We start from the raw sequence: 21,956 nt of genomic DNA on the forward strand, positions 1-21,956 counted from the left end.
GGCGCCGGCCGGCCCACCCGGGCCGGCCGACCGTGATCATGCGGTCCGGACGTCCCCGATCTCGATCCGGGCGTCGGGGCAGGCCTTCTGGAGCGCCTCGGCGAGTTCGGCGCCCGCGGCCCGCAGCGCGTCGAGGCCCATCGGGGCCATCCGCTCCAGCAGGAAGAGGGCGCTGACGGAGTCCTCGGTCAGCCGGGTACGGACGCCCTGGCGCCAGTTCCAGCGGCGGCAGGTGACGCCCGCGTCGTCGCACCAGACCACCTCGCCCGCGTCGGGGTGCTCGACGACCTCGGCACCGCCGGCCGCGGTGGCGAACGGCTCGTCGCCGGTGGCCCGTACGAGCCTCATCCCGCCCTGGATGCGGTCCAGATCCTCACCGCCGACGGGGATGAGGTGGGCGACGCTGAGGGCGTTGTAGACGTCGACGAGCCGGTTGATGCGCGGCAGTCCGCCGTCGGCGAGGGCACGCCTGGCGAGCGCCTCGGCGGAGTTACGGGTCCGCGACGGCTTGCTGCCGAAGGCGGTGTACGCGGCGCGCCAGGCGGCGATGTGCGGATCGTCCTGCGGAGCGCGCCCGTCGAGGCGCTCGGTGAGCCGACGCGTGGCCTCGTCCAGGAGCGCCGCGCCGGCCGTGTCGCTGGGCCCGTTGGTCAGTCCGCGCGCTTCGACGGCGAGATAGCCGAAGCCGGGCGCCAGCGTGCGCACCTCGTCGGAAACGTGCAGGGACAGGGACTCGCTGGGCATCGGGCCATTCCTCGGAGTGCGGTGGGATGCGTGGAGGCATTGGAGCACGCTCGGGCACGGTTCAGCAAATAGCACCGAGCAGTCCAGTCCACTGCACTCACTGTCAGTGGTGCGCGAACCCCGAGTGGTGCGCGAACCACGCCCGCCACCCCCACGCACGGGAGGGGCCGCTCCTCGGGACGTCGTCCCGAGGAGCGGCCCCTCCCGCAAACGCACCACGCCCGCCGGGTGGGGGATCCGGCGCGCGGCTAGCGAGCCATCTCCTCCCGCAGCGCCGCGAGGAACCCGTCGACGTCCTCTTCCATGGTGTCGAAGGCGCACATCCACCGCACGTCGCCGGCCTGCTCGTCCCAGAAGTAGAAGCGGTAGCGCTTCTGAAGCCGCTCGCTGACGTCGTGCGGCAACCGCGCGAAGACCGCGTTCGACTGCACGGGGTAGAGGATCTTCACCCCGTCGATCTCCCGGACGCCGGCCGCCAGCCGCTGCGCCATGGTGTTGGCGTGCCGGGCGTTGCGCAGCCACAGGTCCTTGGCGAGCAGGGCCTCCAACTGGACCGAGACGAAGCGCATCTTGGAGGCCAGCTGCATGGACAGCTTGCGCAGGTGCTTCATCGCCCGCACCCGGTCGGGGTTGAGCACCACCACGGCCTCGCCGAAGACGGCGCCGTTCTTCGTCCCGCCGTACGAGAGGATGTCGACGCCGACCGCATTGGTGAAGGCCCGCATCGGGACGTCGAGCGTGGCCGCGGCGTTGGCTATCCGCGAACCGTCCAGATGCACCACCATGCCGCGCTCGTGCGCGTGCTCGCAGATCGCCCGGACCTCCTCGGGCGTGTAGACCGTGCCCAGCTCCGTGCTCTGGGCGATCGAGACGACCTGCGGCATGGCGCGGTGCTCGTCCTCCCAGCCCCACGCCTGGCGGTCGATCAGCTCGGGGGTGAGCTTGCCGTCCTCGGTCGGTACGGTCAGCAGCTTCAGCCCGCCGACCCGCTCGGGCGCACCGCCCTCGTCGACGTTGATGTGCGCGGTCTCGGCGGCGATCACCGCGCCCCAGCGGTCGGTCACGGCCTGGAGGGCGACGACGTTGGCGCCGGTGCCGTTGAACACCGGGAACGCCTGGGCGCGCTGCCCGAAGTGGCTGCGGAAGACCCGCTGGAGGTGCGCGGTGTAGTCGTCCTCGCCGTAGGCGATCTGGTGCCCTCCGTTGGCGAGGGCGATCGCGGCGAGCACCTCCGGGTGGACACCCGCGTAGTTGTCGCTGGCGAAGCCACGTATCTCTGGGTCGTGGTGCTGCCGGGCGTCGGTCTTCGCTCCGGTCACGGCTCGGGGGTCAGCCACAGACGCTTTCCATTCACTTCCTGCGCGGGCCGGCTCCAGACCCCGGCGATGGCCTCGGCCAGCTCCGTGACGTCCGTGAAGCCCGCGAACTTTGCGTTCGGTCGCTCGGCGCGCATCTGGTCGTTGACGAGCGCCTTCACGATCAGGATGGCAGCCGCTGCGTCCGGCCCCTGCTCACCCCCCGACTTGCGGAAGCCGTCCGCCAGGGCGAGCGTCCACGCCTCGGCCGCGGCCTTGGCGGACGCATAGGCGGCGTTTCCGCCGGTGGGCTTGGACGCCCCCGCCGCGCTGATCAGCACGAAGCGGCCGTTGCCGCTCCGCTCCAGGGCGTCCTGGAAGGCGAGGGAGGTGTGCTGGACGGTGCGGATCAACAGCTTGTGCAGGACGTCCCAGTCCGCCAGGTCGGTCTCCGCGAAGGTCGACGAGCCGCGCCAGCCGCCGACCAGGTGTACCAGACCGTCGATCCGGCCGAACTCCTTCTCCGTACGGGCCGCCCATTCACGGGTCTGATCCAGGTCGAGGAGGTCGACGGTGTCCCCTATCACCGTGGCGCCGCCGTGTGCGTAGCGGGCCGCGTCCACGGCCTCCGCCAGCCGCTCGGGGTTGGAGTCAGAGCCGACGACCACCGCGCCCGCTTCGGCCAGCCGCAGCAGGGTGGCCCGGCCGGCCGGTCCGGCCGCCCCCGCCACTGCGATGACCGCGCCCTCCAGCGGCCCCTGGCCGCCCGTCGAAGTAACCATCTCCGTCGCCTCCTCGTCCTGCTGCTGGACGGCCTTCGGCCGGTCGTTCCGGTCGGTGCTCATGCCGCCGCCAGCGCGTCGCTGTGGGCCGTGATGCCCTTGGTAGAGACGATCACAGCACGCAGCTTCTTGGCGAGTGCCTCGTAGAACATGCTCAGCGGGAACTCGTCGGGCAGCACGTCGTCCACGAGCTTGCGCGGCGGCTGGTCCAGGTCCAGGGCGTCGGGACCCTTGGCCCAGACCGAACCCGGGTGCGGTGCGAGGTAGGTCGAGACGAGGTCGTAGGCGGCGAACCAGTGGACCAGCTTGGGCCGGTCGATGCCGTCGCGGTAGAGCTTTTCGATCTCGCCGCACAGCTGGTTGGTGACCTTCGGCGCCCGCTCCCAGTCGATATGCAGGGTGTTGTCCGTCCAGCGTACGACGTCGTGCTTGTGCAGGTACGCGAAGAGCAGCTGGCCGCCGAGGCCGTCGTAGTTGCGGACCCGGTCGCCCGTGACGGGGAAGCGGAACATCCGGTCGAAGATCACTGCGAACTGCACGTCGCGGGCCTGGGAGTACCCCTCGGCCTCCAGCTTCACGGCCTCCTTGAAGGCGGTGAGGTCACAGCGCAGCTCCTCCAGGCCGTACATCCAGAACGGCTGGCGCTGCTTGATCATGAACGGGTCGAACGGCAGGTCGCCGTGGCTGTGGGTGCGGTCGTGGACCATGTCCCACAGGACGAACGCCTCCTGGCAGCGCTCCTGGTCGTCGAGCATCTCGCGGACGTCCTCGGGCAGTTCGATGCCCAGTGTGTCGACGGCGGCCGCGCTGACCCGGCGGAAGCGGGCGGCCTCACGGTCGCAGAAGATGCCGCCCCAGCTGAACCGCTCGGGGGCCTGGCGCACCGCGATCGTCTCCGGGAACAGCACCGCGGAGTTGGTGTCGTAGCCCGCCGTGAAGTCCTCGAAGGTGATGCCGCAGAAGAGGGGGTTGTCGTAGCGGGTGCGCTCCAGCTCGGCGAGCCAGTCCGGCCAGACCATCCGCAGCACGACGGCCTCGAAGTTGCGGTCCGGGTTGCCGTTCTGGGTGTACATGGGGAACAGCACCAGGTGCTGGAGGCCGTCGGCACGGTGCCGGGCGGGCTGGAAGGCCAGCAGCGAGTCCAGGAAGTCCGGCACCGCGAAGCCGTCGTCGGCCCATCGGCGCAGGTCGACGACGAGCGCCTGGTGGTAGGCGGCGTCGTGCGGGAGCAGCGGGGCGAGCTCCTCGACGGCCGCTATCACCCGCTCGACCTCGGCACGGACGGCCTCGGCGGTGGGCGCGCCCTCGGCGGTCAGGTCGATCGAACCGTCCTTGGACTGCCAGGGGCGGATGGTCTCGACCGCGCCCTTGAGCACGGGCCACGCCGGGTTGTCGACCACACGTTCTGCGGTCAGAGTGCCCCACGGGACACCCACAGGCGAAAGAATTTCCGTCATGACTGCCCTCCGGCGGTAGATCGTGTGGTGAGCACACGGTAACCAGCTCAGGAGCCCCCACTCAAGTGGGGTAGCTGAAAATTATTCTGTCCACACCCCGCCCTCACGCCCATTTTTCCTGCCTCCAACGGCATCCGCCACACTTCCTGCCCGCTGCGGCAAGGGATTCCGCGGTTCCTCCGTCGGCCACGGCAGTGGCATATGCCACACGCGGGTCAGTGCGGGCAGGACTCGCCCACGCACGGGTGAGACGGTCTGAAGCGTGCTATGGCGGGTACCCGTACTGGACACACCGCGGTCCCTTCGGCAACCCGGTTCGCCGCACCCCTGCCCGTTAGGCTGAGCGCCATTTCGTACCGCCGTTGCCGACGGTCGACGGTCGACACTGACGTAGCGATGTACTGACGCAGAGACGTAGAGCCGACAGCAGTACCGAGCCGACAGAAGCGAGGCAGCCTTGTCCTTTCTCACCATCGGGCACCGCGGGATCATGGGCGTCGAGCCGGAGAACACCCTGCGCTCGTTCGTACGCGCCGAGCACGAAGGCCTCGACGTCATCGAACTGGATCTGCACCTGAGCAAGGACGGCGCGCTGGTGGTGATGCACGACGCGGACGTGGACCGGACCACCGACGGCACCGGTCCGATCGGCGAGCGCACCCTCGCCGAGCTGCGCGAGCTGGACGCCGGGCAGGGCGAGCGGATCCCGGTCTTCGAGGAGGTCGTCGAGGCGGTCAAGGCCCCGTTGCAGGCGGAGATCAAGGACGTGGCGGCCGCGCAGGCGCTCGCCGAGGTGATGCGGTCACGCGACCTGGTCGGCCGGGTCGACGTGATCTCCTTCCACGACGAGGCGCTGGCCGCGATCCGCACCCTGCTGCCCGGCGTGCGCACCGCGCTGGTCGGCAGCCGCTACGGCACCGACGTCGTCGACCGCGCCCAGGCCGTCGGCGCCACGATGCTCTCCCTCAACATCCGCCGGCTCACCCTCGAACTGGTCGAGCGCGCCCACGCCGCGCAGCTGAAGGTGCTCGGCTGGACGGTCAACACCCACGATCACCTCCGGCTGGCACGCGGGTTGGGGCTCGACGGCGTGGTGACCGACCGTCCGGAGATCAGGCGCGCGGTGCGATTCACCGCGTAACGTCCCGGACCGGGGAAATCCGCAGTTCACAGAGGCGCAACAGGCTTCCACCATGCGGACATTCGCCCCGTTGATCTCGACAGACGGGCTCGGGCACTGCCACTCTCCGGGCATGCGCCTAGTCAACCGCCCTCGTCGCCTTGCCGTTTGCGCCACCGTCGTGCTGCTCGCCGCGGCCGTCGGCTGCGCTCCGCAGGACGCGTCCCCCGGTGGCCCGCGGGCCGCCGGGCAGGGCAAGCAGAGCTGTGACCGCGGCAAACTGCCCACCGTGGCCGCCGGGAAGCTCACGGTGGGCACGGACAAGCCCGCCTACGCACCGTGGTTCATCGACGACGACCCGGCCAGCGGCAAGGGTTTCGAGTCGGCGGTCGCCTATGCCGTCGCCAAGCGGCTGGGGTACGGCAGGAGCGCGGTGGACTGGCAGACCGTGCCGTTCAACAGCGCCTTCGCGCCCGGTGAGAAGAGGTTCGACTTCGACATCAACCAGGTGTCCATCAGCGCCGAACGCAAGCGCGCGGTCGCCTTCTCCGCCGGCTACTACGACGTGCGGCAGGCGGTCATCGCGCTCAAGGGCTCCAAGGCCGCCCGGGCCAGGAGCATCGCCGACCTCCGGGGCGTCCGGCTCGGCGCCCAGGTCGGCAGCACCAGCCTGGACGTCGTCAACGACACCATCCGGCCCACCCGCCCCGCCGCGCCCTTCCAGAAGAACGACCTCGCCAAGACCGCCCTGAAGAACGGTCAGGTCGACGCGATCGTCACCGACCTGCCGACGGCCTTCTACATCACCTCGGCGGAGGTGAAGGACGCCGAGGTGGTCGGCCAGTTCGCGAGCACCGGCAGGGCCGCGGAGCAGTTCGGCCTGGTCCTGGACAAGGAGAGCCGGATCACCGGGTGTGTGACGGCCGCGGTCGATGCGCTGCGCAAGGACGGCACGCTCGCCGCGCTGGAGAAGAAGTGGCTGTCCGACGCGGTCGACGCACCGGTGCTCAAGTGACGTACGGAAAAGGGACGTTGACGGCACCGACGGGACGGCCGGCCGACGACGGCTACCTGCCCTCGCAGCGGCGCATCGAGCGGGAGCGCTTCCGGCGGGCCCGCGCCCGGCGGGCCACCGCGGTCGCCGCGCTGAGCACCCTGGTCACCGGCCTCGTGCTGGTCCTGGTCATCACCCACTCCCCCGGCTGGCCGCGCACCCGCGCGACCTTCTTCAGCGCCGAGTACGCCCGCAAGGCGCTGCCGAAGGTGCTGGACGGGCTGCTGCTCAACCTCCAGCTGCTGGTGGTGTGCGGGGCGGCGGTGCTGGTGCTCGGGCTGCTGCTGGCGGTAGCCCGGACCCTGCGCGGACCGGTGTTCTTCCCGCTGCGCGCGCTGGCCACCGCGTACACCGACTTCTTCCGCGGGCTGCCGCTGATCATCTGCCTGCTGATGGTGGTCTTCGGGGTGCCGGCGCTGCGGTTGCAGGGCGTGACCACCGATCCGGTGGTGCTCGGCGGCTCCGCGCTGGTGCTGACGTACTCGGCGTATGTGGCCGAGGTCTTCCGGGCCGGTATCGAATCGGTGCACCCCTCGCAGCGGGCGGCGGCCCGGTCGCTGGGTCTCTCCAGCGGCCAGGCGCTGCGGTTCGTGGTGCTGCCGCAGGCGGTGCGGCGGGTGGTGCCGCCGCTGCTCAACGACCTGGTCTCGCTACAGAAGGACACCGGCCTGGTGTCCGTCGCGGGCGCGGTGGACGCGGTGTACGCGGCGCAGATCATCGCCGGCAAGGACTTCAACTTCACGCCGTACGTCGTGGCCGGACTGGTCTTCGTCGCGCTGACGATTCCGATGACCCGCTTCACGGACTGGGTCACGACCCGGATGGACCGCCGACGCTCCCAGGGAGGCCTCGTATGACCACGACGGACGACACGGCCCGCCCCGCCGACCAGGGCGCGGTGAGCCTCGGGACGGACGCTGTAGGCAGCGGGCCGGTGCTGCGGCTGGAGTCCGTGCGCAAGACGTACGGGCGCGGGACGGTGGTGCTGCGGGACGTGGACCTGGAGGTCGCCCCGCACACCGTGACCACGCTGATCGGCGCCTCGGGCTCGGGCAAGTCCACGCTGCTGCGCTGCGCGAACCTGCTGGAGGAGATCGACGACGGCGCGATCTTCCTGGACGGCGAGGAGATCACCGACCCGCGGGCCGACGCGGACGCGGTCCGCCGCCGGATCGGTGTGGTCTTCCAGGCCTACAACCTCTTCCCGCACATGACGGTCCTGGACAACGTCACGCTGGCGCCGCGCCGGGTGCACGGGGTGCCGCGCGCCGAGGCCGAGGCGCGCGCCCGGGAGCTGCTGGAACGGCTGGGGCTCGGCGGGCGGGCCGGTGAGTACCCGGACCGGCTCAGCGGCGGCCAGCAGCAGCGGGTGGCGATCGTCCGGGCGCTGGCCGGGCGGCCCCGGCTGCTGCTGCTCGACGAGATCACCGCGGCGCTCGACCCCGAGCTGGTCGGCGAGGTGCTCGGCGTGGTCCGGGACCTCAAGGAGGACGGTATGACCATGGTCATCGCCACCCACGAGATGGGCTTCGCGCGGGAGGTCGCCGACCAGGTCTGCTTCCTGGACGATGGGGTGGTCCGGGAACGCGGTACCCCGGAGCAGGTCTTCGGGGACCCGCAGCACGACCGCACACGGCAGTTCCTCCAGCGGATCATCCGGGCGGGCCGGCTGTGAGCACGGCGGCCCGCCCGGCAGCCGGCCCGGCGTGCGGACGTCCTACCCCAGCGGCTTGACCAGCAGTTCGAACTCCAGGTCGGCCCGCTGCGGGATGCCGAACCGCTCGTCGCCGTACGGGAACGGGGAGAGCTCGCCGGTGCGCCGGTAGCCGCGCCGCTCGTACCAGGCGATCAGCTCCTCGCGCTGCTTGATGACGGTCATCCGCATCTCGCGGGCGCCCCAGATCTCCTGGGCGGTGCGCTCGGCCTCAGCGATGATGACCTTGCCGAGCCCGCCGCCCTGAAGCGCCGGGCGCACCGCGAACATCCCGAAGTACGCGTGGTCCCCGCGGTGTTCAATCTGACAGCAGGCGATCAGCTCGCCGTCCCGCTCGGCGACCAGCAGCCGGCCGTCCTGGTTGCGCACCACGGCGGCCACGCCGTCGGGGTCGGTGCGCTGCCCCTCCAGCAGGTCCGCCTCGGTCGTCCAGCCGGCCCGGCTCGCGTCCCCGCGGTACGCCGACTCGATCAACTCGACGAGTCCGGGGATGTCGGTGTCGAGAGCGGTGCGAAAGGTGAGCTCGGTGGTGGGCATGGTGCCTCGGGTCCTCTCAGCCGGGACGGTCACAGCCGGGCAAATGGCTGAATCGAGGCTAACAAGCGCCCCTGGGGTCTCGTCAGGGCCATGCGCCCCGGGTCTTGCACCGGGCCGCGCGGCCCGGCGACATAGGGTCCTGCCATGGTGCACGTACTGAGCAGCAGGGTGCTGTTGCGGCCGTCCGACCCCGAGCGGTCACGGGCGTTCTACGGCGAGGCGCTGGGGCTGGAGATCTACCGGGAGTTCGGTACCGGACCGGAGCGCGGCACGGTGTACTTCCTCGGCGGCGGCTTCCTGGAGGTCTCCGGCCGCGCCGCGCAGGCCCCGGCGGACACCCTCCAACTGTGGCTCCAGGTGGCGGACGCGGCGGCGGCCCACTCGGAGCTGCTGGCGCGCGGGGTGGAGGTGCTGCGGCCGCCCGTGCAGGAGCCCTGGGGCCTGATCGAGATGTGGATCGCCGACCCGGACGGCCACAAAGTCGTCATCGTGGAAATCCCAGCGGACCATCCACTCCGATACCGGCCCTGACGACGACGCCGAACTGGCGCCGCCCGCGGCGATCGCCACACAACGCATCCCCGACTCCTCTCACCTCATCAACGAGCGACGTCGCCCATCCCGACGCACCTGTCTTACGCCTTCACGGGCCTTTGGCGTGGGTGAGCTGCCGAAGCACTCTCGTTGGCCTTGAGAACGGCTCATCCGGTGAACAGCGTTCAGCTCGGTGGCTATTCGCCGATGGTGCCATCGGCGAGTTCACGCGCGATGTCCAGATGCCGGCGTGCCGGGCCTACTCCTTCGGGCCAGATCGCGCCCAGGGCGCGGACGAGGCCGGTGCAGACGTAAACGTGTCCGCCCCATTCGATGTTTCGCGCGCCATCGGGGTTGGCGAGGGTGGCGGCTACGCGGACGCTCCGGAAGTACTGGCGCAGGTGGGTCTCGAACCCGGAGGCGTAGGCGGGGCCAGGAGCGACGGCCACCACGGTCGTCGCGTGCGGGTTGCCCGGACCCCACCACCAGTCGGTGTTCCGGGAGCCCGCGGCGGTGGGCAGCCCGGCGCTGCGGCCCAGTTCGTTGATGGCGCCGGCCTCGCTGTAGTCCGCCGCGAAGATCACCGCGTTCGCGCGCTGCCCGGCCGGGAGCCCGTTCCACACCTGCCGCACGGTACCGACCAGTTAGAGGACCGCCTCAAGGGCGTCACGAGCCGACAGGGTCTGTTCGTCTCCACGAGGAGGGCATCGTGAGCGACGCGAGAGCGACGTCGCGGCAGTTCCGGCAGTTCCGGCAGTTCCGGCAGTTCCGGCAGTTCCGGCAGTTCCGGCAGTTCCGGCAGCGAGTATCGGATGAGGATCGTCGCTCCGTGCCTACATCAAACCGCCTCTCAGAACACGATCGAGCGCTGCCCGGCCCGCGGGTCCCCATGTCGGCTTGCCGCCAGGAAGGCCCCGGTCTCCGTTCTGACCCATCAGCATGAGGAACAGGCTTTTCAGAGCAGCCAGCCCGCGGGCGCGCCGGATCGTCGCCTCGTCCGCATGCGCGTACACGTCGAAGAAGCGTGAGGCGGCGCCCGCAGGAAGGACTACCCATGCGGCCGCGAGGTCCCACGCCGGATCGCCGGCGAACATGTCACCGAAGTCGATCACGCCTGAGAGCGTCCCGTCCGAGACGACGACATTCGCGGGATGAAGGTCACCGTGCACCCAAACCGGCGGACCCTGCCACTCGGGCGCCGCAGCGGCATCGTCCCAGATGGCCCGGACATCGTCGGCAATGCCGCCGGGGACAACGGCTTGAAAGAAGCGGTCGAAGCCGTCCGTGCACTTCTTGGGGTGAGCGCCGCGGTCCGAACTGATCGGCGCCTCGGCGGGCGCCTCCACGTGGAGCGCGCTGAGGAAGCCCGCCAGAGTGTCGGCCGCGTGGTCGCCGCGGCTGATCGCGGTGTAGTCCAGCGGCTCGCCGGGAACCCACGTCATGATGGTCCAGGGCTTAGGGAAGCGCGCGGACGGTTCACCGATCCGTACAGGGTTCGGGACCGGGAGCGGCAGGCGCGGGGCCAGGACGGGCAGCCACCGGCGCTCCTTGCGCTGAAGGTCCGGGGCACGTTCTGTACGCGGTATGCGCACGGCCAACTCGTCCCCAAGGCGCCACTGCTGGTTGTCCCACCCGCCCGCTACCTCGCGGATGACCAGCCCTGCAAGGTCCGGATGCTGCTCCTGCAACAGGTCATGGACCAGGTCTGCGGTGATCTCGATCTCGGCGTCGGTCATACGAAGCCACAGTACTGGGGCAGGCGCCGACTCATACGGCGGACTTCTTCGTCCCGAGGAACGCACGCCGAAGCGTCAGGGCAAAGGTTCTCTGATGCGGCACTGGTTCACTCGTGGCTGTGCAGGGCCTGTGACAGTCGCCCTTGTGAGTCGAGGACTCCTCGTCCTGTCAGAGCCCAACGCTAACGTCCACGGCATGAATCACGACCCACGACCGATACGCCTGCCCCGCATGGACGCCGCTCCCGTTCTCCGGACCGACTTCACCGACCCTGTCGGCTGGGCTCGCCTGCTGCGGGCCCTGGAGATGCCCGTCACCTTCGAGGAAGGCTCGCAGGACGTCTGCGACTACGAGCGAGCCATCTCGTATGTCACCCCGATCGACAAGGAGAAGTACCGGGGCCTGGTGCCCGAGACGGTGCTCGCCGCCGCCCCCGACACCGGCCACGGCCTGCCGTACGACCACCTTTATCTGGCTGACGCGGAGACCTTCGCCTCCGACGATCTGCCGCTGCTCGGCATCGACATCCATGTGGACGACGCGGGCGATGATCCCTGGCCGCGTGAGAAGCCGTTCCGCGTTCCGGCCCTGCACGTGGCCGGCATCGAAATCAACGACAGCATCGCCAACTTGTTCTTCCGCGAATTCCACGACTCCGACTGGTCGGACTCCGAGGTGCATGTGGCGGCGCCAGGGACAGCTGTGTACGAGGAGTACCGCCTGATGGATCAACAGGACGAGGAGGACGACTGACGGGGGTGTGAGCCCGCCCGCATGGAGAAGGTCCCGCCCCACCCGCGGTCGGCGGCTCGGGCGGAGAACGGGCGCGAGGACCCGGCCGCAGGGGCGGTTCCCGGGCGCGCTGTTTCGTCGGCACCCGCTTGGCGCAGCTCGCTGATCGCGGCACTGGTCCTGTCGGCGGCAACGCCGGCGGCGTAGTCGAGCAGGACCCGTACCGCGAAGCCCGCTCGTACGCCGTCCAGCGCGGTGGCCTTCACGCAGTGGTCGGTGGCGATGCCCACGACGTCGAGATCGCTCCAGCGCGGCCGGCTCCGGCAGAGGGCGATGCTCATCGGTGCCATTGTGCTGCTGTCTGCGATGGTCGATGGACGGGCAGCCGAACGGCAGCGGAAACCTGTGGATCTTCATGCCACAGCCGTGAGGGGAAGCGACGGCCACCCGGGGTGCCAGTGCGGCAAGGACAGCCGGTGCTCCACGACGCAGGTCTGTCGGAGGGCATCCCCACTGAGGGGGCAGTCGACCAGGCCATACAGCTGAATCCCTCGCTTTTCTCGGAAGAATCCTTACGGCTCACTCGTACGGGCGTGGTGTGACTGTGGGGCGTTTTCGACTCTGCCCGTGTGTCCATGTTCGTCGTCACGAGGGTTGGGGCCGGATGGCCAAGGAAGCTGCGCCGCGCGGCGTGGGAGTGAGGCCGTGGAGGCCCCACCCCGGGCTGTCGACGGTCATGACCGGTCCCGGCTCCGATGTCCAGGGCATGAGCTCTGGACAGGGCGAACGCAGGGTAGGGCTATGCACCTGACTCCACACGAACAAGAGCGCTTGATGATTCATGTGGCGGCGGATGTCGCCGAGAAGCGTCGGGCACGGGGGATTCGGCTCAACTACCCCGAGGTCGTTGCGCTGTTAACCGTCCATGTCCTTGAAGGTGCGCGCGAGGGCAGAACGGTCGCCGAACTCATGTCCTCCGGGAAGAAGCTGCTGACCCGGGAGGAGGTCATGGAGGGCGTCCCGGAGATGATCAAGAACGTGCAGGTGGAGGCCACGTTCCCCGACGGTACGAAGCTGGTCACCGTCCACGACCCTTTCCCTGAAGCGGGCGACGAGGACAAGCCGCTCGTGTGCCCGGGCCAGGTGGATTTCTCCACGCAGCCGGACGACGAGTTCGTGCGCTTCAACGAGGGCCGCGAGGTCACACCGCTGACCGTGAACAACCCGTGCGACCGTCCCATCCAGGTCGGTTCCCACTACCACTTCCACGAAGCCAACGCCGGCCTGGATTTCGACCGTGAGGCCGCCCGGGGCAAGCGCCTCCACGTCCCGGCCGGCAGCTCCGTGCGCTTCGAGCCCAACGTGCCCGAGGACGTCGAGCTCGTACCCATCGAGGGCAGGCGTGTGGTGCACGGCCTGCGCGGCGAGATCGGCGGCCCCCTCGGCAGTATCCAAGATTCCTCCGATGAGGTCGGGGGTGAGCTCAATGACTGAGTGTTGCTGCCCTGAGCCCCCCAAGCCGTCCGACCCCCTGACCCGCGCCCAGTACGCGGACCGGTTCGGCCCGACGACCCGCGACCGCATCCGCCTCGCCGACACGGAACTGCGGATCGAGATCGAGGACGACTGGGCCGGCGGTCCCGGGCGCAGCGGGAACGAGATGGTCTTCGGCGGCGGCAAGGTGATCCGTGAGTCGATGGGGCAGTCCATCGCGCCACGCGACCGTCGCTGTGACGACAAGCCCGTCGAGCCGGACGCGTCCGGTGACTCCGACGCCGGCGACATCATCGAACCCCCGGACACCGTCATCACCGGCGCCGTCATCCTGGACCACTGGGGCATCGTCAAGGCCGATGTGGCCATCCGCGACGGCCACATCACCGCGCTCGGCAAGGCGTACAACGACGAGACGATGGATCGTCTCCATGACGGGGCCGACCGGCACAACGACGACGGCCCGGCGCCCACGGATTTCGTCATCGGTCCCGAGACGGAGGTGATTGCGGGCAACGGGAAGATCCTGACCGCCGGCGGGGTCGACACGCACGTCCACTTCATCTGCCCCGAGCAGGTCGGCGAGGCGCTGTCCGCGGGTGTCACCACGCTCATCGGCGGCGGTACCGGGCCGGCGGAGGGGAGTACCGCCACCACGGTCACGCCCGGTTGTTGGCACATCGCCCGCACCTTCGAGGCACTGGACGCCTTCCCGGTCAACGTCGGGCTGCTCGGCAAGGGCGCCACCATGTCCGAGGACTCCATGCTCAACCAGGTGGACGCGGGCATCATCGGCTTCAAGATCCACGAGGACTGGGGTGCCACCCCGGCCGTCCTGAAGAAGTGCCTGGAGGTCTGCGAGCAGACCGGCGTCCAACTCGCGTTGCACGCCGACTCGTTGAACGAGGCGGGTTTCGTCGACGACACCATCGCGGCGATCGACGGAAGCGACGGAAGCGACGGCCGCCCCGTTCGCTCCATCCACGTCTTCCACGTCGAGGGTGCGGGTGGCGGGCACGCCCCCGACATGATCAAGATGGTGAAGGAGCCGAATGTCCTGCCCGCCTCCACCAACCCCACCCGGCCGCTGACCATCAACACGGTCAAGGAGCACTTCGACATGGTGATGGTCTGCCATCACCTCAACCCGAAGATCGAGGAGGACCTGGCCTTCGCGGACTCCCGGATCCGACCCTCCACGATGGCCGCCGAGGACATCCTGCACGACCTCGGCGCCATCTCGATCATGTCGTCGGATGCCCAGGCCATGGGCCGCATCGGCGAAATGATCACGCGCACCTGGCAGACCGCGCACGTCATGAAGGTCCGCCGGGGCTTCCTGGAGGAGGACAGGCTGCCGGAGGAGGAACGCCCAACGGGCAAAAAGGGTGCCGACAACAGGCGCGCCCGCCGGTACGTCGCGAAGTACACGATCAACCCGGCGATCGCCCAGGGCATCGATGCGGTGGTCGGGTCCGTGGAGCCCGGCAAGCTGGCCGACCTGGTGCTGTGGGAGCCGAAGTTCTTCGGGGTCAAGCCGCACCAGATCATCAAGGGCGGGCAGATCGCGTACGCGCAGGTGGGCGACGCCAACGCCTCCATCCCCACCCCGCAGCCGGTCCTCCCCCGCGCCATGTGGGGCGCCACCGGCCTCGCGCCTCGCGCCACCTCCTTCAACTTCGTCACCCAACGGGCCATCGACAGCGGGTTGGCCGAACGGCTCGGGCTGGCCAAGCAGTTCAAGGCCATCACCAGCACGCGTGGCGTCCGCAAGACGGACATGAAGGAGAACGACGCCACCCCCGACGTCGAGGTCGACCCCGACACCTACGAGGTGATCGCCGGGGGCGCGAAGGTGGCGGACGTGACGACATCCGTCGCGGGCCAGGTCGTCGAGCGGAAGTATCCGAGCGAACTCCCCATGGCCCAGAGGTACTTCCTCTTCTGAGCCCTGACGAGCAGGCGAGGCGACGGCACAGAGGCCCGCGCCATGGAGCCGGGCAACGGAAGGTGAACTGCGAAAGATGAGTCGTGCCGCACTGCTCGTCCTGGCCGATGGCCGGTTCCCCGCCGGAGGACACGCGCACTCCGGCGGGGCCGAAGCCGCCATAGCAGCGGGCCGTATCAAGGACCCGCACTCGCTGGAGGACTTCTGCCGTGGGCGACTGCACACCGCGGGCCTGGTGGCCGCGGCGCTCGCCGCCGCGACCGCCGCGGGCCATGATCCGGTGGCGGTCGACGAGGCCGCCGACGCCCGCACACCCGTCCTGGCGCTACGGATCACCGCCCGCAAGCTGGGACGGCAGATGATGCGGGCAGCCCGCGCGACCTGGCCCTCGGCCGAGCTGGACGCACTGGCCACGGCCCGGCCACAGGGCGCTCACCAACCGGTGGTACTCGGCCTGGCCGCACGGTCCGCCGGACTGACCCCGCTGGATGCCGCGTACACGGCGGCGTACGAAGCGGTCAGCGGGCCGGCCACGGCGGCGGTCCGGCTGCTGAGCCTGGACCCCTTCGACGCCACCGCCGTCCTCGCCCGCCTCGCCCCCGACCTCGATCGGACCGCCACCGCGGCGACTGCGGCCGCCGCGCGCATTCCCGACGAAGGGTTTGACGCGCTGCCCGCCGCCTCCGCACCGCTGCTCGACATCAACGCCCAGCAGCACGCCGCTTGGCCGGTACGCCTCTTCGCCTCCTGACTGTCAAGAACCCTCCAAACCCCCGAACGCCACACGCACACCACGCAGAACCGGAGCCGGTATGCACCGCGACCACGACGAGACCTTCCCCGAGCGCCGCACCTACAGCGCCGCCGATCCCGTAGAGCCCGGCTCGGCACCCGAAGACCGCAAAGAGAGCCGAGGCGGAGCGCAGCAGAGCGGGCGCCGGCGTGCCCTGCGTATCGGCCTGGGCGGGCCGGTCGGCTCGGGCAAGACCGCCACCGTCGCCGCGCTGTGTCGCGTACTGCGCGACGAGCTGTCCATCGCCGTGGTCACCAACGACATCTACACCCGCGAGGACGCCGAATTCCTGCTCCGGGAAGCAGTCCTGCCCGCCGAGCGGATCGCCGCCGTGGAGACCGGCGCCTGCCCGCACACCGCCATCCGCGACGACATCTCCGCCAACCTGGAGGCCGTGGAGGACCTGGAGGACGCGGTGGGCCCGCTGGACCTCGTCCTGGTCGAGTCGGGCGGCGACAACCTCACCGCGACCTTCTCCAAGGGCCTGGTCGACGCCCAGATCTTCGTCATCGACGTCGCCGGCGGCGACGACATCCCCCGCAAGGGCGGCCCCGGCGTCACCACCGCCGACCTCCTGGTGATCAACAAAACCGACCTCGCCCCCTACGTCGGATCCGACCTGGAAGGCATGGCGCGCGACGCCAAGGCCCAGCGCGGCGAACTCCCCGTCGCCTTCACCTCCCTCATCACCGACGGCGGCATCAAGCCGGTCACCGGCTGGATCCGGGAACGCCTCACCGACTGGAGCGCGGGCCCCGCATGACCCTCACCACCTGCACTCACCCGAAGACCGCCTCGGCCACTGACCGGACTGCCGTCGGAGTGCGCGCCACCGCCCGCATCCTGGCCGCCGCCCGGAGCGGCACCACCGCTCTGCCCGTCCTGGACGGCGACGGCCCCTTCGAACTGCGCCGCCTGCGCTCGCTCGGTACCCAGGCCCGGGTTTGCATCGTCGGAGCCATGAGCGCCCCCCTCGGCGGCGACCGACTGCGGTTCGAAGTCACCGTCCAACAAGGCGCCGCGCTGCACATCACCTCCGCCGCCGCGACCCTCGCCCTGCGCGGCCCGACCTCCGCACCCGCCACCTACGACGTGCACCTGACCGTAGGAGACCACGCCCGGCTCCACTGGCTCCCCAAACCGCTGATCTGCGCGGCAGGCAGTGATCTGCGCCAGACATGGACCATTGACCTCGCCCCCTCCGCACGGCTCGTACTACGTGAGGAGCAGATCCTCGGACGCACCGGCGAACCGCCCGGCCATGTGACCACCCGGCTCACCGTCCGACGTGGTGGACGCACTCTGCTGGACCAACAGGCCGCGTACGGGCCGGGCGAACCCGGCTGGGACGGCCCGGCCGTCCTCGCCGGCAACCGCGCAACCGGACAACTCCTCGTCGTCGACCCGGCCTTCGAGGAGAACGCCCCTGAAGTGCGGCTTCTCGGTGGCGCCCGGCAAGACAGCCAGGCCGTGCTGACACCGCTCGCAGGCCCCGCGACACTCGTCACCGCCGTCGCCCCCGACAGCCGCCTCCTGCGCCGGCTCCTCAACACAGCACAGCACACCTACCGCCAACCCTTCACGGGGCTGACGTTCAACGATGCCGTGCCGCCTGCGTGACGGCCGCGGAGGAAAGGAGACCCGGCCGCGGCTCGGGCCGTACTTCACCGGGTCTTCTCCCGGTCGAACCAGGTCGTGGCGAACGTCGGCGCGAGCCCTGCCCAGAACAGTACCTGCGGCAACAGGCGGTCCGTCCAGGGGACTTCGGCAATCAGCACGGCGCACAGCATGGCCCAGGCCGCCTGGCCCAGCACTATGCGGGGCCACCGGCGGCGGCGTATCAGTGACCGCACATTGAGCTGGACGCCGGCGCGCCGGCGCCGGTAGCGCAGCAGGGCGCCGACGAGCCAGATGGCAGTCGCCACCACGAGGAACCACAGGCGCTGGCCGAGTGGCAGCGGCAGCTCCCTCTGCACCTTGCCCTCGACGGCGAACAGGTCCATCCCCGTCCCGGCGAAGGCGACGCAGAGCAGGGCGAGCCACCGCACCCCGCGCAGCATGCGGTACGTGGCCTGGTCGAGGCCGCGCTGCATCTCGGTGGAGTCCGGTACGGCGGCAAGCCCGGTGGCGTAGAGGTCGGCGGCCTGGGCGGCCTTGACGCCCGGGGCCTGGGCGGCCTTCTGGGTCTGCGCGGCCAGCGCCTCGGCGTGCGTGGGGTCGAGCCGAAGGATGGCGCGTTCGAGCTGGTCGGCGCGGGTGGTGTTGAGCGAGAAGGTGGCGACCCGGTGGGCGATTTCGTGGGCGTAGACCTCCTCGGGGCCCAGCCGCAGCGCCTCCGCGGCCAGGTCGGCCGCCTCGCGGAGGACCTGGTCGCGCTCGTGCGGCGGGGGGAATTGGGAGCCGTTCGCCTGGACGTAACGGACGAGCGACATGCGGCATACGGCGTCCGCGAGCATCGCATAGCCGTACCAGTGGTGCGGGTCGGCCCGGACCGCTTCGCGCAGTACGGGCTCGGCCTCGCGCCATGCCCTGTCGGGTATGTCGGTCAGTGCTTTGGCTCGCAGGATGAGTGCGAAGAAGTCCGCGGGAGCCAGCTTGAGTGCCTCGTCAGCCGCGTGAAGGGCTTGTTCCGGCTGCTCCGTGTTCAGGTGGCAGTAGCCGATCTTGATCCAGGCGGCCATGTCGCCGGGGTCCTCGGCGAGGTGCTGCGACAGCAGGGCTCGGGCCTGCTCGTAGCGTTTGAAGTCGATGAGGGCCTGGGCCTGTTCGACGGCCGAGTTCAGTTGGGTCACAGCTTCCGCTTCTTCTTCAGGTAGGCCACCAGGTCGTCGTACATCCCACCGTCGTTCGCGTACATCGCCACGTTGCGGGCGGCCGCGAACCACGGCTCCGTCGAGGGCGCGATCTGCCCCGCCGCGGCCAGCAGGTCCTTCATCCCGATCAGGCGTACGGTCCCGGTACGGGCCGAGTCCAGCAGCGCCGACTCGGCCGCGGCCTCGCAGACATGGGCCAGATCGGCACCGGACAGGCCCTCGGTGGCCTTGACGAGCTTGCCGAGGTCGACGTTCTCGATGGGCCGCTCACGCAGGTGATAGCGGAGAATCGCCTCCCGGGCCGGTCCGTCGGGCGGCAGCACCAGCAAGGTCCGGTCCAGCCGGCCGGGGCGGCGCAGGGCGATGTCCACGTCCCAGGGCACATTGGTGGCGGCGAGCACGAACACGCCCTCGTTCGCCTCCGCCTCGACGCCGTCCAGCTCGGTCAGCAACTGGTTGACGGTGTTGCGCATGCCGCTGCTCTGGGTACGGCTGCGTTTCCCGCCGAGTGCGTCCAGCTCGTCCAGGAAGACCACGCACGGTGCCTGGCGGCGGGCGGTCTGGAAGAGCTCGTGCATGTTGCGCTCGGAGTTGCCGATCCACATGTCGAGCACATCGTTGACCGACACGGACAGGAAATTCGCCCCGAGCTCACCCGCGACGGCCCGCGCGATGAAGGTCTTGCCACAGCCGGGCGGCCCGTACAGCAACAGGCCCCCGCGCAGACTCTTGCCGTACAGGCGGCGCAGCTCCGGATTGCGCAACGGCGCCAGAAAGGCTGCCTCCAGCCGCTCCTTGACCTCCTGCATGCCACCCACATCGGCGAGGCGGACGGCCCCGGGCCGCTCCACGTCCCAGGCGGCGGCATCCCCAGGATCGCCGCCGCTGCCATCAACGGTGAGCGGCGCCTCCACGAACCGAGGCGGTACGACGTCGCCGACCTGATCCTCGGCGGCGATCCAGTCGAAGCCAGGGCCCGAGGCGGGGGCGGACACCGGAGAGTGCCCGGCGGCGGGGCCCTGCGGCCGTTCGGCGGCAGAGGCCGGAGGCTGCTCCGGCGCCGGAGCCGTCGGCGGCACGGCGGAGGGGGCGGGGGCGGGGGCGGGGGCGGGAGGTCGGCCGGGCACCGGGACCTGTGGTGGCGCGGGAAGTGCGGCTTCGCCGGGCGTGTCTGCCGGAGCACCTGTCAGGGCCCGGACCATCAACTCACGTGCCTGGACATCACCGGGCGCGTGCTGCAACGCCACGGAAACCTCCCCCACCGCGGCGTCACCGTGCCCCGCGCTCAGCAGCAACTCAGCGAGGTGCAGCCGCAGGGGCACGTCATCGGGCGCCGCCGCAACGGCGGTACGCAGGCTCTGTATAAGGGGGGATTCCGCCGACATGACCCACACTTTACGGAGCCGACGCGAGTGACCTGCGGTGACCCCTGTCATCCCATCGCGGCGCTTGACAGCGAACTCAGCCGTTCGGGCTTCCTTGCCAGCGAATTTCTTCAGTTGATGCGGGGGGGGGGCCGCGGGGCCGCAGCCCCCGAGCGAATCGGATGGGCTACCTCGGGCTGATCGTGATCCGGTAGGTGGCTCCGGTCCTGCCATGGGTGCTCACGGTGACGGTCTGGCCGTGGTCGTCCCAACTGGCCCTGCTGCCATGGACATCGACGCGGTAGCCACCTGGGTACGTGTCCCTGGGCACGGTGATCTGGGTGGGCCCCTCTGCGTTGTCGCGGGTGCGGAAGGTGAGCGTGTAGGTGCGGGTGGCCGGGTCGTACGCGAACGTGAGCGGGTCGCCCGCGACGGCCCGCGCGTACGGCTGGACGAGCAGCTGGGCGTTGGGCTTGGCGGCGCCCGTCTGGTCGAGGAAGCAGTAGCCGCCGCCCCGGCACCACTGCCACCAGGTCCAGCCACTGGAGAAGCGGTCCAGGGAGGCCGTCATGTCGGTGACGAACTGGCTTGCGTGCGGAACGTAGGGGTTGCCGCCCCACTCCCCCACGATCACCGGCATGCGGTTACGGGTCGGGTAGTCGCTGATCGCGGCCTCGTAGGCGGGGATGAAGGTGCCGTTGGGGTCGTAGTCGGCGCCGGTTTCCATCGCGGTCTCGTAGAAGTGCGGCGCGTAGCCGGCGTGCGGGTCGTCGATGTGGCCCATCTGGGTCGGGACGCCGACACCGACGATGACGGTTGGTTCGACGAATACCCACGACCGGTGGTCGACCAGGCGGATCGCCTGGGCAAGGCGGTTCCACAGCTCGGTGAGCTCGGTGGCTTCGAAGCGGGCCGCGGCGGCGGGGAGGTCTTCGCCTTCGAGGAACTTCGCGAACGGCTCGTTCATCAGGTCGTAGCCGAGCAGCGCCGGGTGCCTGCCCAGGGCGGAGGCGACCGTCATCCACATGCGAGCGTGCGCGGCGCGGAGGTCGGCGTCCTTGTACAGGTGGTCAAAGGCGGTCTGTACGGATGGCTCGAAGTACTCGGAGAACCAGTCGTCGGGTATCGGCGAGAACGGCAACCCCTCGTCGCGGGTGGCCCAGTCGGGGACGCCGCGGGAGCCGAAGTGGGGGCCGTATACGTCCTGGTGGGCGTCGAGGATGACCTTGATGCGGTAATGGTCGGCCCAGTCGAGGATGCGGCGCATCTTGGCGAGGTAGCCGCGGTCGTAGTGCCCGGGGGTGGGTTCGAGGTCGTCCCAGAAGAACGCGAGGCGCGCGAGGTTGAAGCCCCGGGCGGCCATGGCTTTGAGGTCGCTCTCGTGGATGTCGGCGAACGCGTTGGTGCCTCGGCTGCTCTTGTCGGCGAGGTTGAAGCCGCGCCACTGGAGCGCGCGGCCTTGGCCGTCGGCGATGAAGGTGCGGTCACCGACCGTGACCCGGTCGGGGGCGCGATCGGGGTGGGCCTGGGCCTGCCCGGGGAGGACGCCGAGCAGGAGGGCGGCCACGGCGAGGGCGGCGGGGGCGACGCGGGAGGTCAAGCGCATGCAGGAGACCCTTTCGCGGATGGCTGCTTGGGCGGCGTGCTACTGGCCGGCCGGATGCTACTGGCGGGTGGGTCAAGTTCCCAGGAATTCACGGGAGTTGGCGGGGCTTCCTTGTTCAAGCCCGGCGGACCATCCGTTGCGCTGCCGGCCCTGACCTGCCGCCGGGCGGACCGCGCTCCCCCCGTGCGTCCGTGCGCTCCCGTGTGCCGGGCGCCGGGCGGGCATCCAGCAG

The 21,956-nt window shown here is 70.2% G+C and carries 21 protein-coding genes and 1 pseudogene; 11 read left to right on the top strand and 11 right to left on the bottom strand.

The genetic code is table 11. The annotated features are described in order from the left end of the window. Nucleotides 1–36 precede the first annotated feature (36 nt). The 4 genes from AB0C96_RS04050 to AB0C96_RS04065 form a co-directional block, all read right to left on the bottom strand. Complete coding sequence (locus AB0C96_RS04050; RefSeq protein ID WP_362913425.1) at nucleotides 37–744, bottom strand: phenylalanine--tRNA ligase beta subunit-related protein; 708 nt, start codon at nucleotides 742–744, stop codon at nucleotides 37–39. Nucleotides 745–992: 248 nt separating this feature from the next. Then, nucleotides 993–2,081 carry a low specificity L-threonine aldolase gene (locus AB0C96_RS04055; protein WP_362913427.1) on the bottom strand — a complete coding sequence of 363 codons (1,089 nt, stop codon included), beginning with the start codon at nucleotides 2,079–2,081 and terminating at the stop codon, nucleotides 993–995. After that, entirely contained in the window at nucleotides 2,060–2,821 is a 762-nt protein-coding gene (locus AB0C96_RS04060) for an SDR family NAD(P)-dependent oxidoreductase (protein ID WP_362913749.1), read from the bottom strand. Before AB0C96_RS04060 ends, AB0C96_RS04055 begins: the two co-directional genes overlap by 22 nt. A gap of 59 nt (nucleotides 2,822–2,880) precedes the next feature. Continuing rightward, entirely contained in the window at nucleotides 2,881–4,278 is a 1,398-nt protein-coding gene (locus AB0C96_RS04065; RefSeq protein WP_362913429.1) for a DUF6421 family protein, read from the bottom strand. 457 nt (nucleotides 4,279–4,735) lie between these two features. Between AB0C96_RS04065 and AB0C96_RS04070 the strand changes: the two genes are divergently transcribed. The 4 genes from AB0C96_RS04070 to AB0C96_RS04085 all read left to right on the top strand — a co-directional run bounded on the left by AB0C96_RS04070 (nucleotide 4,736) and on the right by AB0C96_RS04085 (nucleotide 8,127). After that, nucleotides 4,736–5,419, top strand: a complete 684-nt coding sequence (locus tag AB0C96_RS04070; RefSeq protein ID WP_362913430.1) for a glycerophosphodiester phosphodiesterase family protein — start codon at nucleotides 4,736–4,738, stop codon at nucleotides 5,417–5,419. Between the two features lie 112 nt (nucleotides 5,420–5,531). Further along, the gene (locus AB0C96_RS04075) at nucleotides 5,532–6,413 is read left to right on the top strand and encodes an ABC transporter substrate-binding protein (RefSeq protein ID WP_362913432.1); all 882 of its coding nucleotides are present in this window, start codon (nucleotides 5,532–5,534) and stop codon (nucleotides 6,411–6,413) included. Between the two features lie 17 nt (nucleotides 6,414–6,430). Beyond that, on the top strand, nucleotides 6,431–7,309 hold the full coding sequence (locus tag AB0C96_RS04080; protein WP_362913434.1) for an amino acid ABC transporter permease: 879 nt from the start codon (nucleotides 6,431–6,433) through the stop codon (nucleotides 7,307–7,309). After that, nucleotides 7,306–8,127, top strand: coding sequence for an amino acid ABC transporter ATP-binding protein (locus AB0C96_RS04085; protein WP_362913436.1), 822 nt, complete (start codon nucleotides 7,306–7,308; stop codon nucleotides 8,125–8,127). The genes AB0C96_RS04080 and AB0C96_RS04085 overlap by 4 nt, the downstream gene beginning before the upstream one ends. Nucleotides 8,128–8,169: 42 nt before the next feature. Here AB0C96_RS04085 and AB0C96_RS04090 read toward each other — a convergent pair whose 3' ends face one another. Next, nucleotides 8,170–8,703, bottom strand: a complete 534-nt coding sequence (locus AB0C96_RS04090; protein ID WP_362913438.1) for a GNAT family N-acetyltransferase — start codon at nucleotides 8,701–8,703, stop codon at nucleotides 8,170–8,172. A 144-nt stretch (nucleotides 8,704–8,847) separates the two neighbouring features. Here AB0C96_RS04090 and AB0C96_RS04095 point away from each other — a divergent pair, with 144 nt between their 5' ends. Continuing rightward, on the top strand, nucleotides 8,848–9,234 hold the full coding sequence (locus tag AB0C96_RS04095) for a VOC family protein (RefSeq protein WP_362913440.1): 387 nt from the start codon (nucleotides 8,848–8,850) through the stop codon (nucleotides 9,232–9,234). A gap of 200 nt (nucleotides 9,235–9,434) precedes the next feature. Here the strand turns inward: AB0C96_RS04095 and AB0C96_RS04100 are convergent, their stop codons facing one another. Both AB0C96_RS04100 and AB0C96_RS04105 read right to left on the bottom strand, forming a co-directional pair. Then, nucleotides 9,435–9,860, bottom strand: a complete 426-nt coding sequence (locus tag AB0C96_RS04100; protein WP_362913442.1) for a hypothetical protein — start codon at nucleotides 9,858–9,860, stop codon at nucleotides 9,435–9,437. A gap of 210 nt (nucleotides 9,861–10,070) precedes the next feature. Continuing rightward, nucleotides 10,071–10,973, bottom strand: a complete 903-nt coding sequence (locus tag AB0C96_RS04105; RefSeq protein ID WP_362913444.1) for an aminoglycoside phosphotransferase family protein — start codon at nucleotides 10,971–10,973, stop codon at nucleotides 10,071–10,073. Between the two features lie 196 nt (nucleotides 10,974–11,169). Here AB0C96_RS04105 and AB0C96_RS04110 point away from each other — a divergent pair, with 196 nt between their 5' ends. After that, nucleotides 11,170–11,727: a hypothetical protein gene (locus AB0C96_RS04110; RefSeq protein ID WP_362913446.1), complete on the top strand. Its 558-nt coding sequence runs from the start codon at nucleotides 11,170–11,172 to the stop codon at nucleotides 11,725–11,727. Between the two features lie 101 nt (nucleotides 11,728–11,828). On the opposite strand, the pseudogene AB0C96_RS04115 reads toward AB0C96_RS04110, so the two are convergent. Then, nucleotides 11,829–12,011: pseudogene (locus AB0C96_RS04115) on the bottom strand (isochorismatase family protein); the annotation flags it as partial. Between the two features lie 496 nt (nucleotides 12,012–12,507). On the opposite strand from AB0C96_RS04115, the gene AB0C96_RS04120 reads away from it, so the two are divergent. From AB0C96_RS04120 to AB0C96_RS04140, 5 genes are all read left to right on the top strand, one after another. Further along, complete coding sequence (locus AB0C96_RS04120; RefSeq protein ID WP_362913448.1) at nucleotides 12,508–13,200, top strand: urease subunit gamma; 693 nt, start codon at nucleotides 12,508–12,510, stop codon at nucleotides 13,198–13,200. Next, nucleotides 13,193–15,148, top strand: coding sequence for an urease subunit alpha (gene ureC / locus AB0C96_RS04125; RefSeq protein ID WP_362913450.1), 1,956 nt, complete (start codon nucleotides 13,193–13,195; stop codon nucleotides 15,146–15,148). Before AB0C96_RS04120 ends, ureC begins: the two co-directional genes overlap by 8 nt. A gap of 76 nt (nucleotides 15,149–15,224) precedes the next feature. Then, nucleotides 15,225–15,899, top strand: a complete 675-nt coding sequence (locus AB0C96_RS04130) for an urease accessory UreF family protein (RefSeq protein WP_362913452.1) — start codon at nucleotides 15,225–15,227, stop codon at nucleotides 15,897–15,899. Between the two features lie 61 nt (nucleotides 15,900–15,960). Then, complete coding sequence (ureG, locus tag AB0C96_RS04135) at nucleotides 15,961–16,704, top strand: urease accessory protein UreG (protein ID WP_362913454.1); 744 nt, start codon at nucleotides 15,961–15,963, stop codon at nucleotides 16,702–16,704. Beyond that, nucleotides 16,701–17,561 carry an urease accessory protein UreD gene (locus tag AB0C96_RS04140; RefSeq protein WP_362913456.1) on the top strand — a complete coding sequence of 287 codons (861 nt, stop codon included), beginning with the start codon at nucleotides 16,701–16,703 and terminating at the stop codon, nucleotides 17,559–17,561. Before ureG ends, AB0C96_RS04140 begins: the two co-directional genes overlap by 4 nt. A 44-nt stretch (nucleotides 17,562–17,605) precedes the next feature. On the opposite strand, the gene AB0C96_RS04145 is transcribed toward AB0C96_RS04140, so the two are convergent. The 3 genes from AB0C96_RS04145 to AB0C96_RS04155 form a co-directional block, all read right to left on the bottom strand. Beyond that, a complete protein-coding gene (locus AB0C96_RS04145; protein WP_362913458.1) occupies nucleotides 17,606–18,733 on the bottom strand; it encodes a tetratricopeptide repeat protein in 1,128 nt (375 codons plus the stop codon). Beyond that, complete coding sequence (locus AB0C96_RS04150; protein ID WP_362913460.1) at nucleotides 18,730–20,139, bottom strand: ATP-binding protein; 1,410 nt, start codon at nucleotides 20,137–20,139, stop codon at nucleotides 18,730–18,732. Before AB0C96_RS04150 ends, AB0C96_RS04145 begins: the two co-directional genes overlap by 4 nt. 166 nt (nucleotides 20,140–20,305) lie before the next feature. Further along, a complete protein-coding gene (locus tag AB0C96_RS04155) occupies nucleotides 20,306–21,724 on the bottom strand; it encodes a cellulase family glycosylhydrolase (RefSeq protein WP_362913462.1) in 1,419 nt (472 codons plus the stop codon). Nucleotides 21,725–21,956: the final 232 nt, after the last annotated feature.

Source organism: Streptomyces sp. NPDC048506 (assembly GCF_040651315.1).
Lineage (GTDB): Bacteria > Actinomycetota > Actinomycetes > Streptomycetales > Streptomycetaceae > Streptomyces.

Excerpts from the sequence above, each read along its gene's own strand:
- AB0C96_RS04095 (WP_362913440.1), top strand. The coding sequence starts at position 8,848 with ATGGTGCACGTACTGAGCAGCAGGGTGCTGTTGCGGCCGTCCGACCCC.
- AB0C96_RS04085 (WP_362913436.1), top strand. The coding sequence starts at position 7,306 with ATGACCACGACGGACGACACGGCCCGCCCCGCCGACCAGGGCGCGGTG.
- AB0C96_RS04110 (WP_362913446.1), top strand. The coding sequence starts at position 11,170 with ATGAATCACGACCCACGACCGATACGCCTGCCCCGCATGGACGCCGCT.
- AB0C96_RS04090 (WP_362913438.1), bottom strand. The coding sequence starts at position 8,703 with ATGCCCACCACCGAGCTCACCTTTCGCACCGCTCTCGACACCGACATC.
- AB0C96_RS04105 (WP_362913444.1), bottom strand. The coding sequence starts at position 10,973 with ATGACCGACGCCGAGATCGAGATCACCGCAGACCTGGTCCATGACCTG.
- AB0C96_RS04120 (WP_362913448.1), top strand. The coding sequence starts at position 12,508 with ATGCACCTGACTCCACACGAACAAGAGCGCTTGATGATTCATGTGGCG.
- AB0C96_RS04130 (WP_362913452.1), top strand. The coding sequence starts at position 15,225 with ATGAGTCGTGCCGCACTGCTCGTCCTGGCCGATGGCCGGTTCCCCGCC.
- AB0C96_RS04155 (WP_362913462.1), bottom strand. The coding sequence starts at position 21,724 with ATGCGCTTGACCTCCCGCGTCGCCCCCGCCGCCCTCGCCGTGGCCGCC.
- AB0C96_RS04060 (WP_362913749.1), bottom strand. The coding sequence starts at position 2,821 with ATGGTTACTTCGACGGGCGGCCAGGGGCCGCTGGAGGGCGCGGTCATC.
- AB0C96_RS04140 (WP_362913456.1), top strand. The coding sequence starts at position 16,701 with ATGACCCTCACCACCTGCACTCACCCGAAGACCGCCTCGGCCACTGAC.
- ureC (WP_362913450.1), top strand. The coding sequence starts at position 13,193 with ATGACTGAGTGTTGCTGCCCTGAGCCCCCCAAGCCGTCCGACCCCCTG.
- AB0C96_RS04075 (WP_362913432.1), top strand. The coding sequence starts at position 5,532 with ATGCGCCTAGTCAACCGCCCTCGTCGCCTTGCCGTTTGCGCCACCGTC.
- AB0C96_RS04150 (WP_362913460.1), bottom strand. The coding sequence starts at position 20,139 with ATGTCGGCGGAATCCCCCCTTATACAGAGCCTGCGTACCGCCGTTGCG.
- AB0C96_RS04065 (WP_362913429.1), bottom strand. The coding sequence starts at position 4,278 with ATGACGGAAATTCTTTCGCCTGTGGGTGTCCCGTGGGGCACTCTGACC.
- AB0C96_RS04050 (WP_362913425.1), bottom strand. The coding sequence starts at position 744 with ATGCCCAGCGAGTCCCTGTCCCTGCACGTTTCCGACGAGGTGCGCACG.
- ureG (WP_362913454.1), top strand. The coding sequence starts at position 15,961 with ATGCACCGCGACCACGACGAGACCTTCCCCGAGCGCCGCACCTACAGC.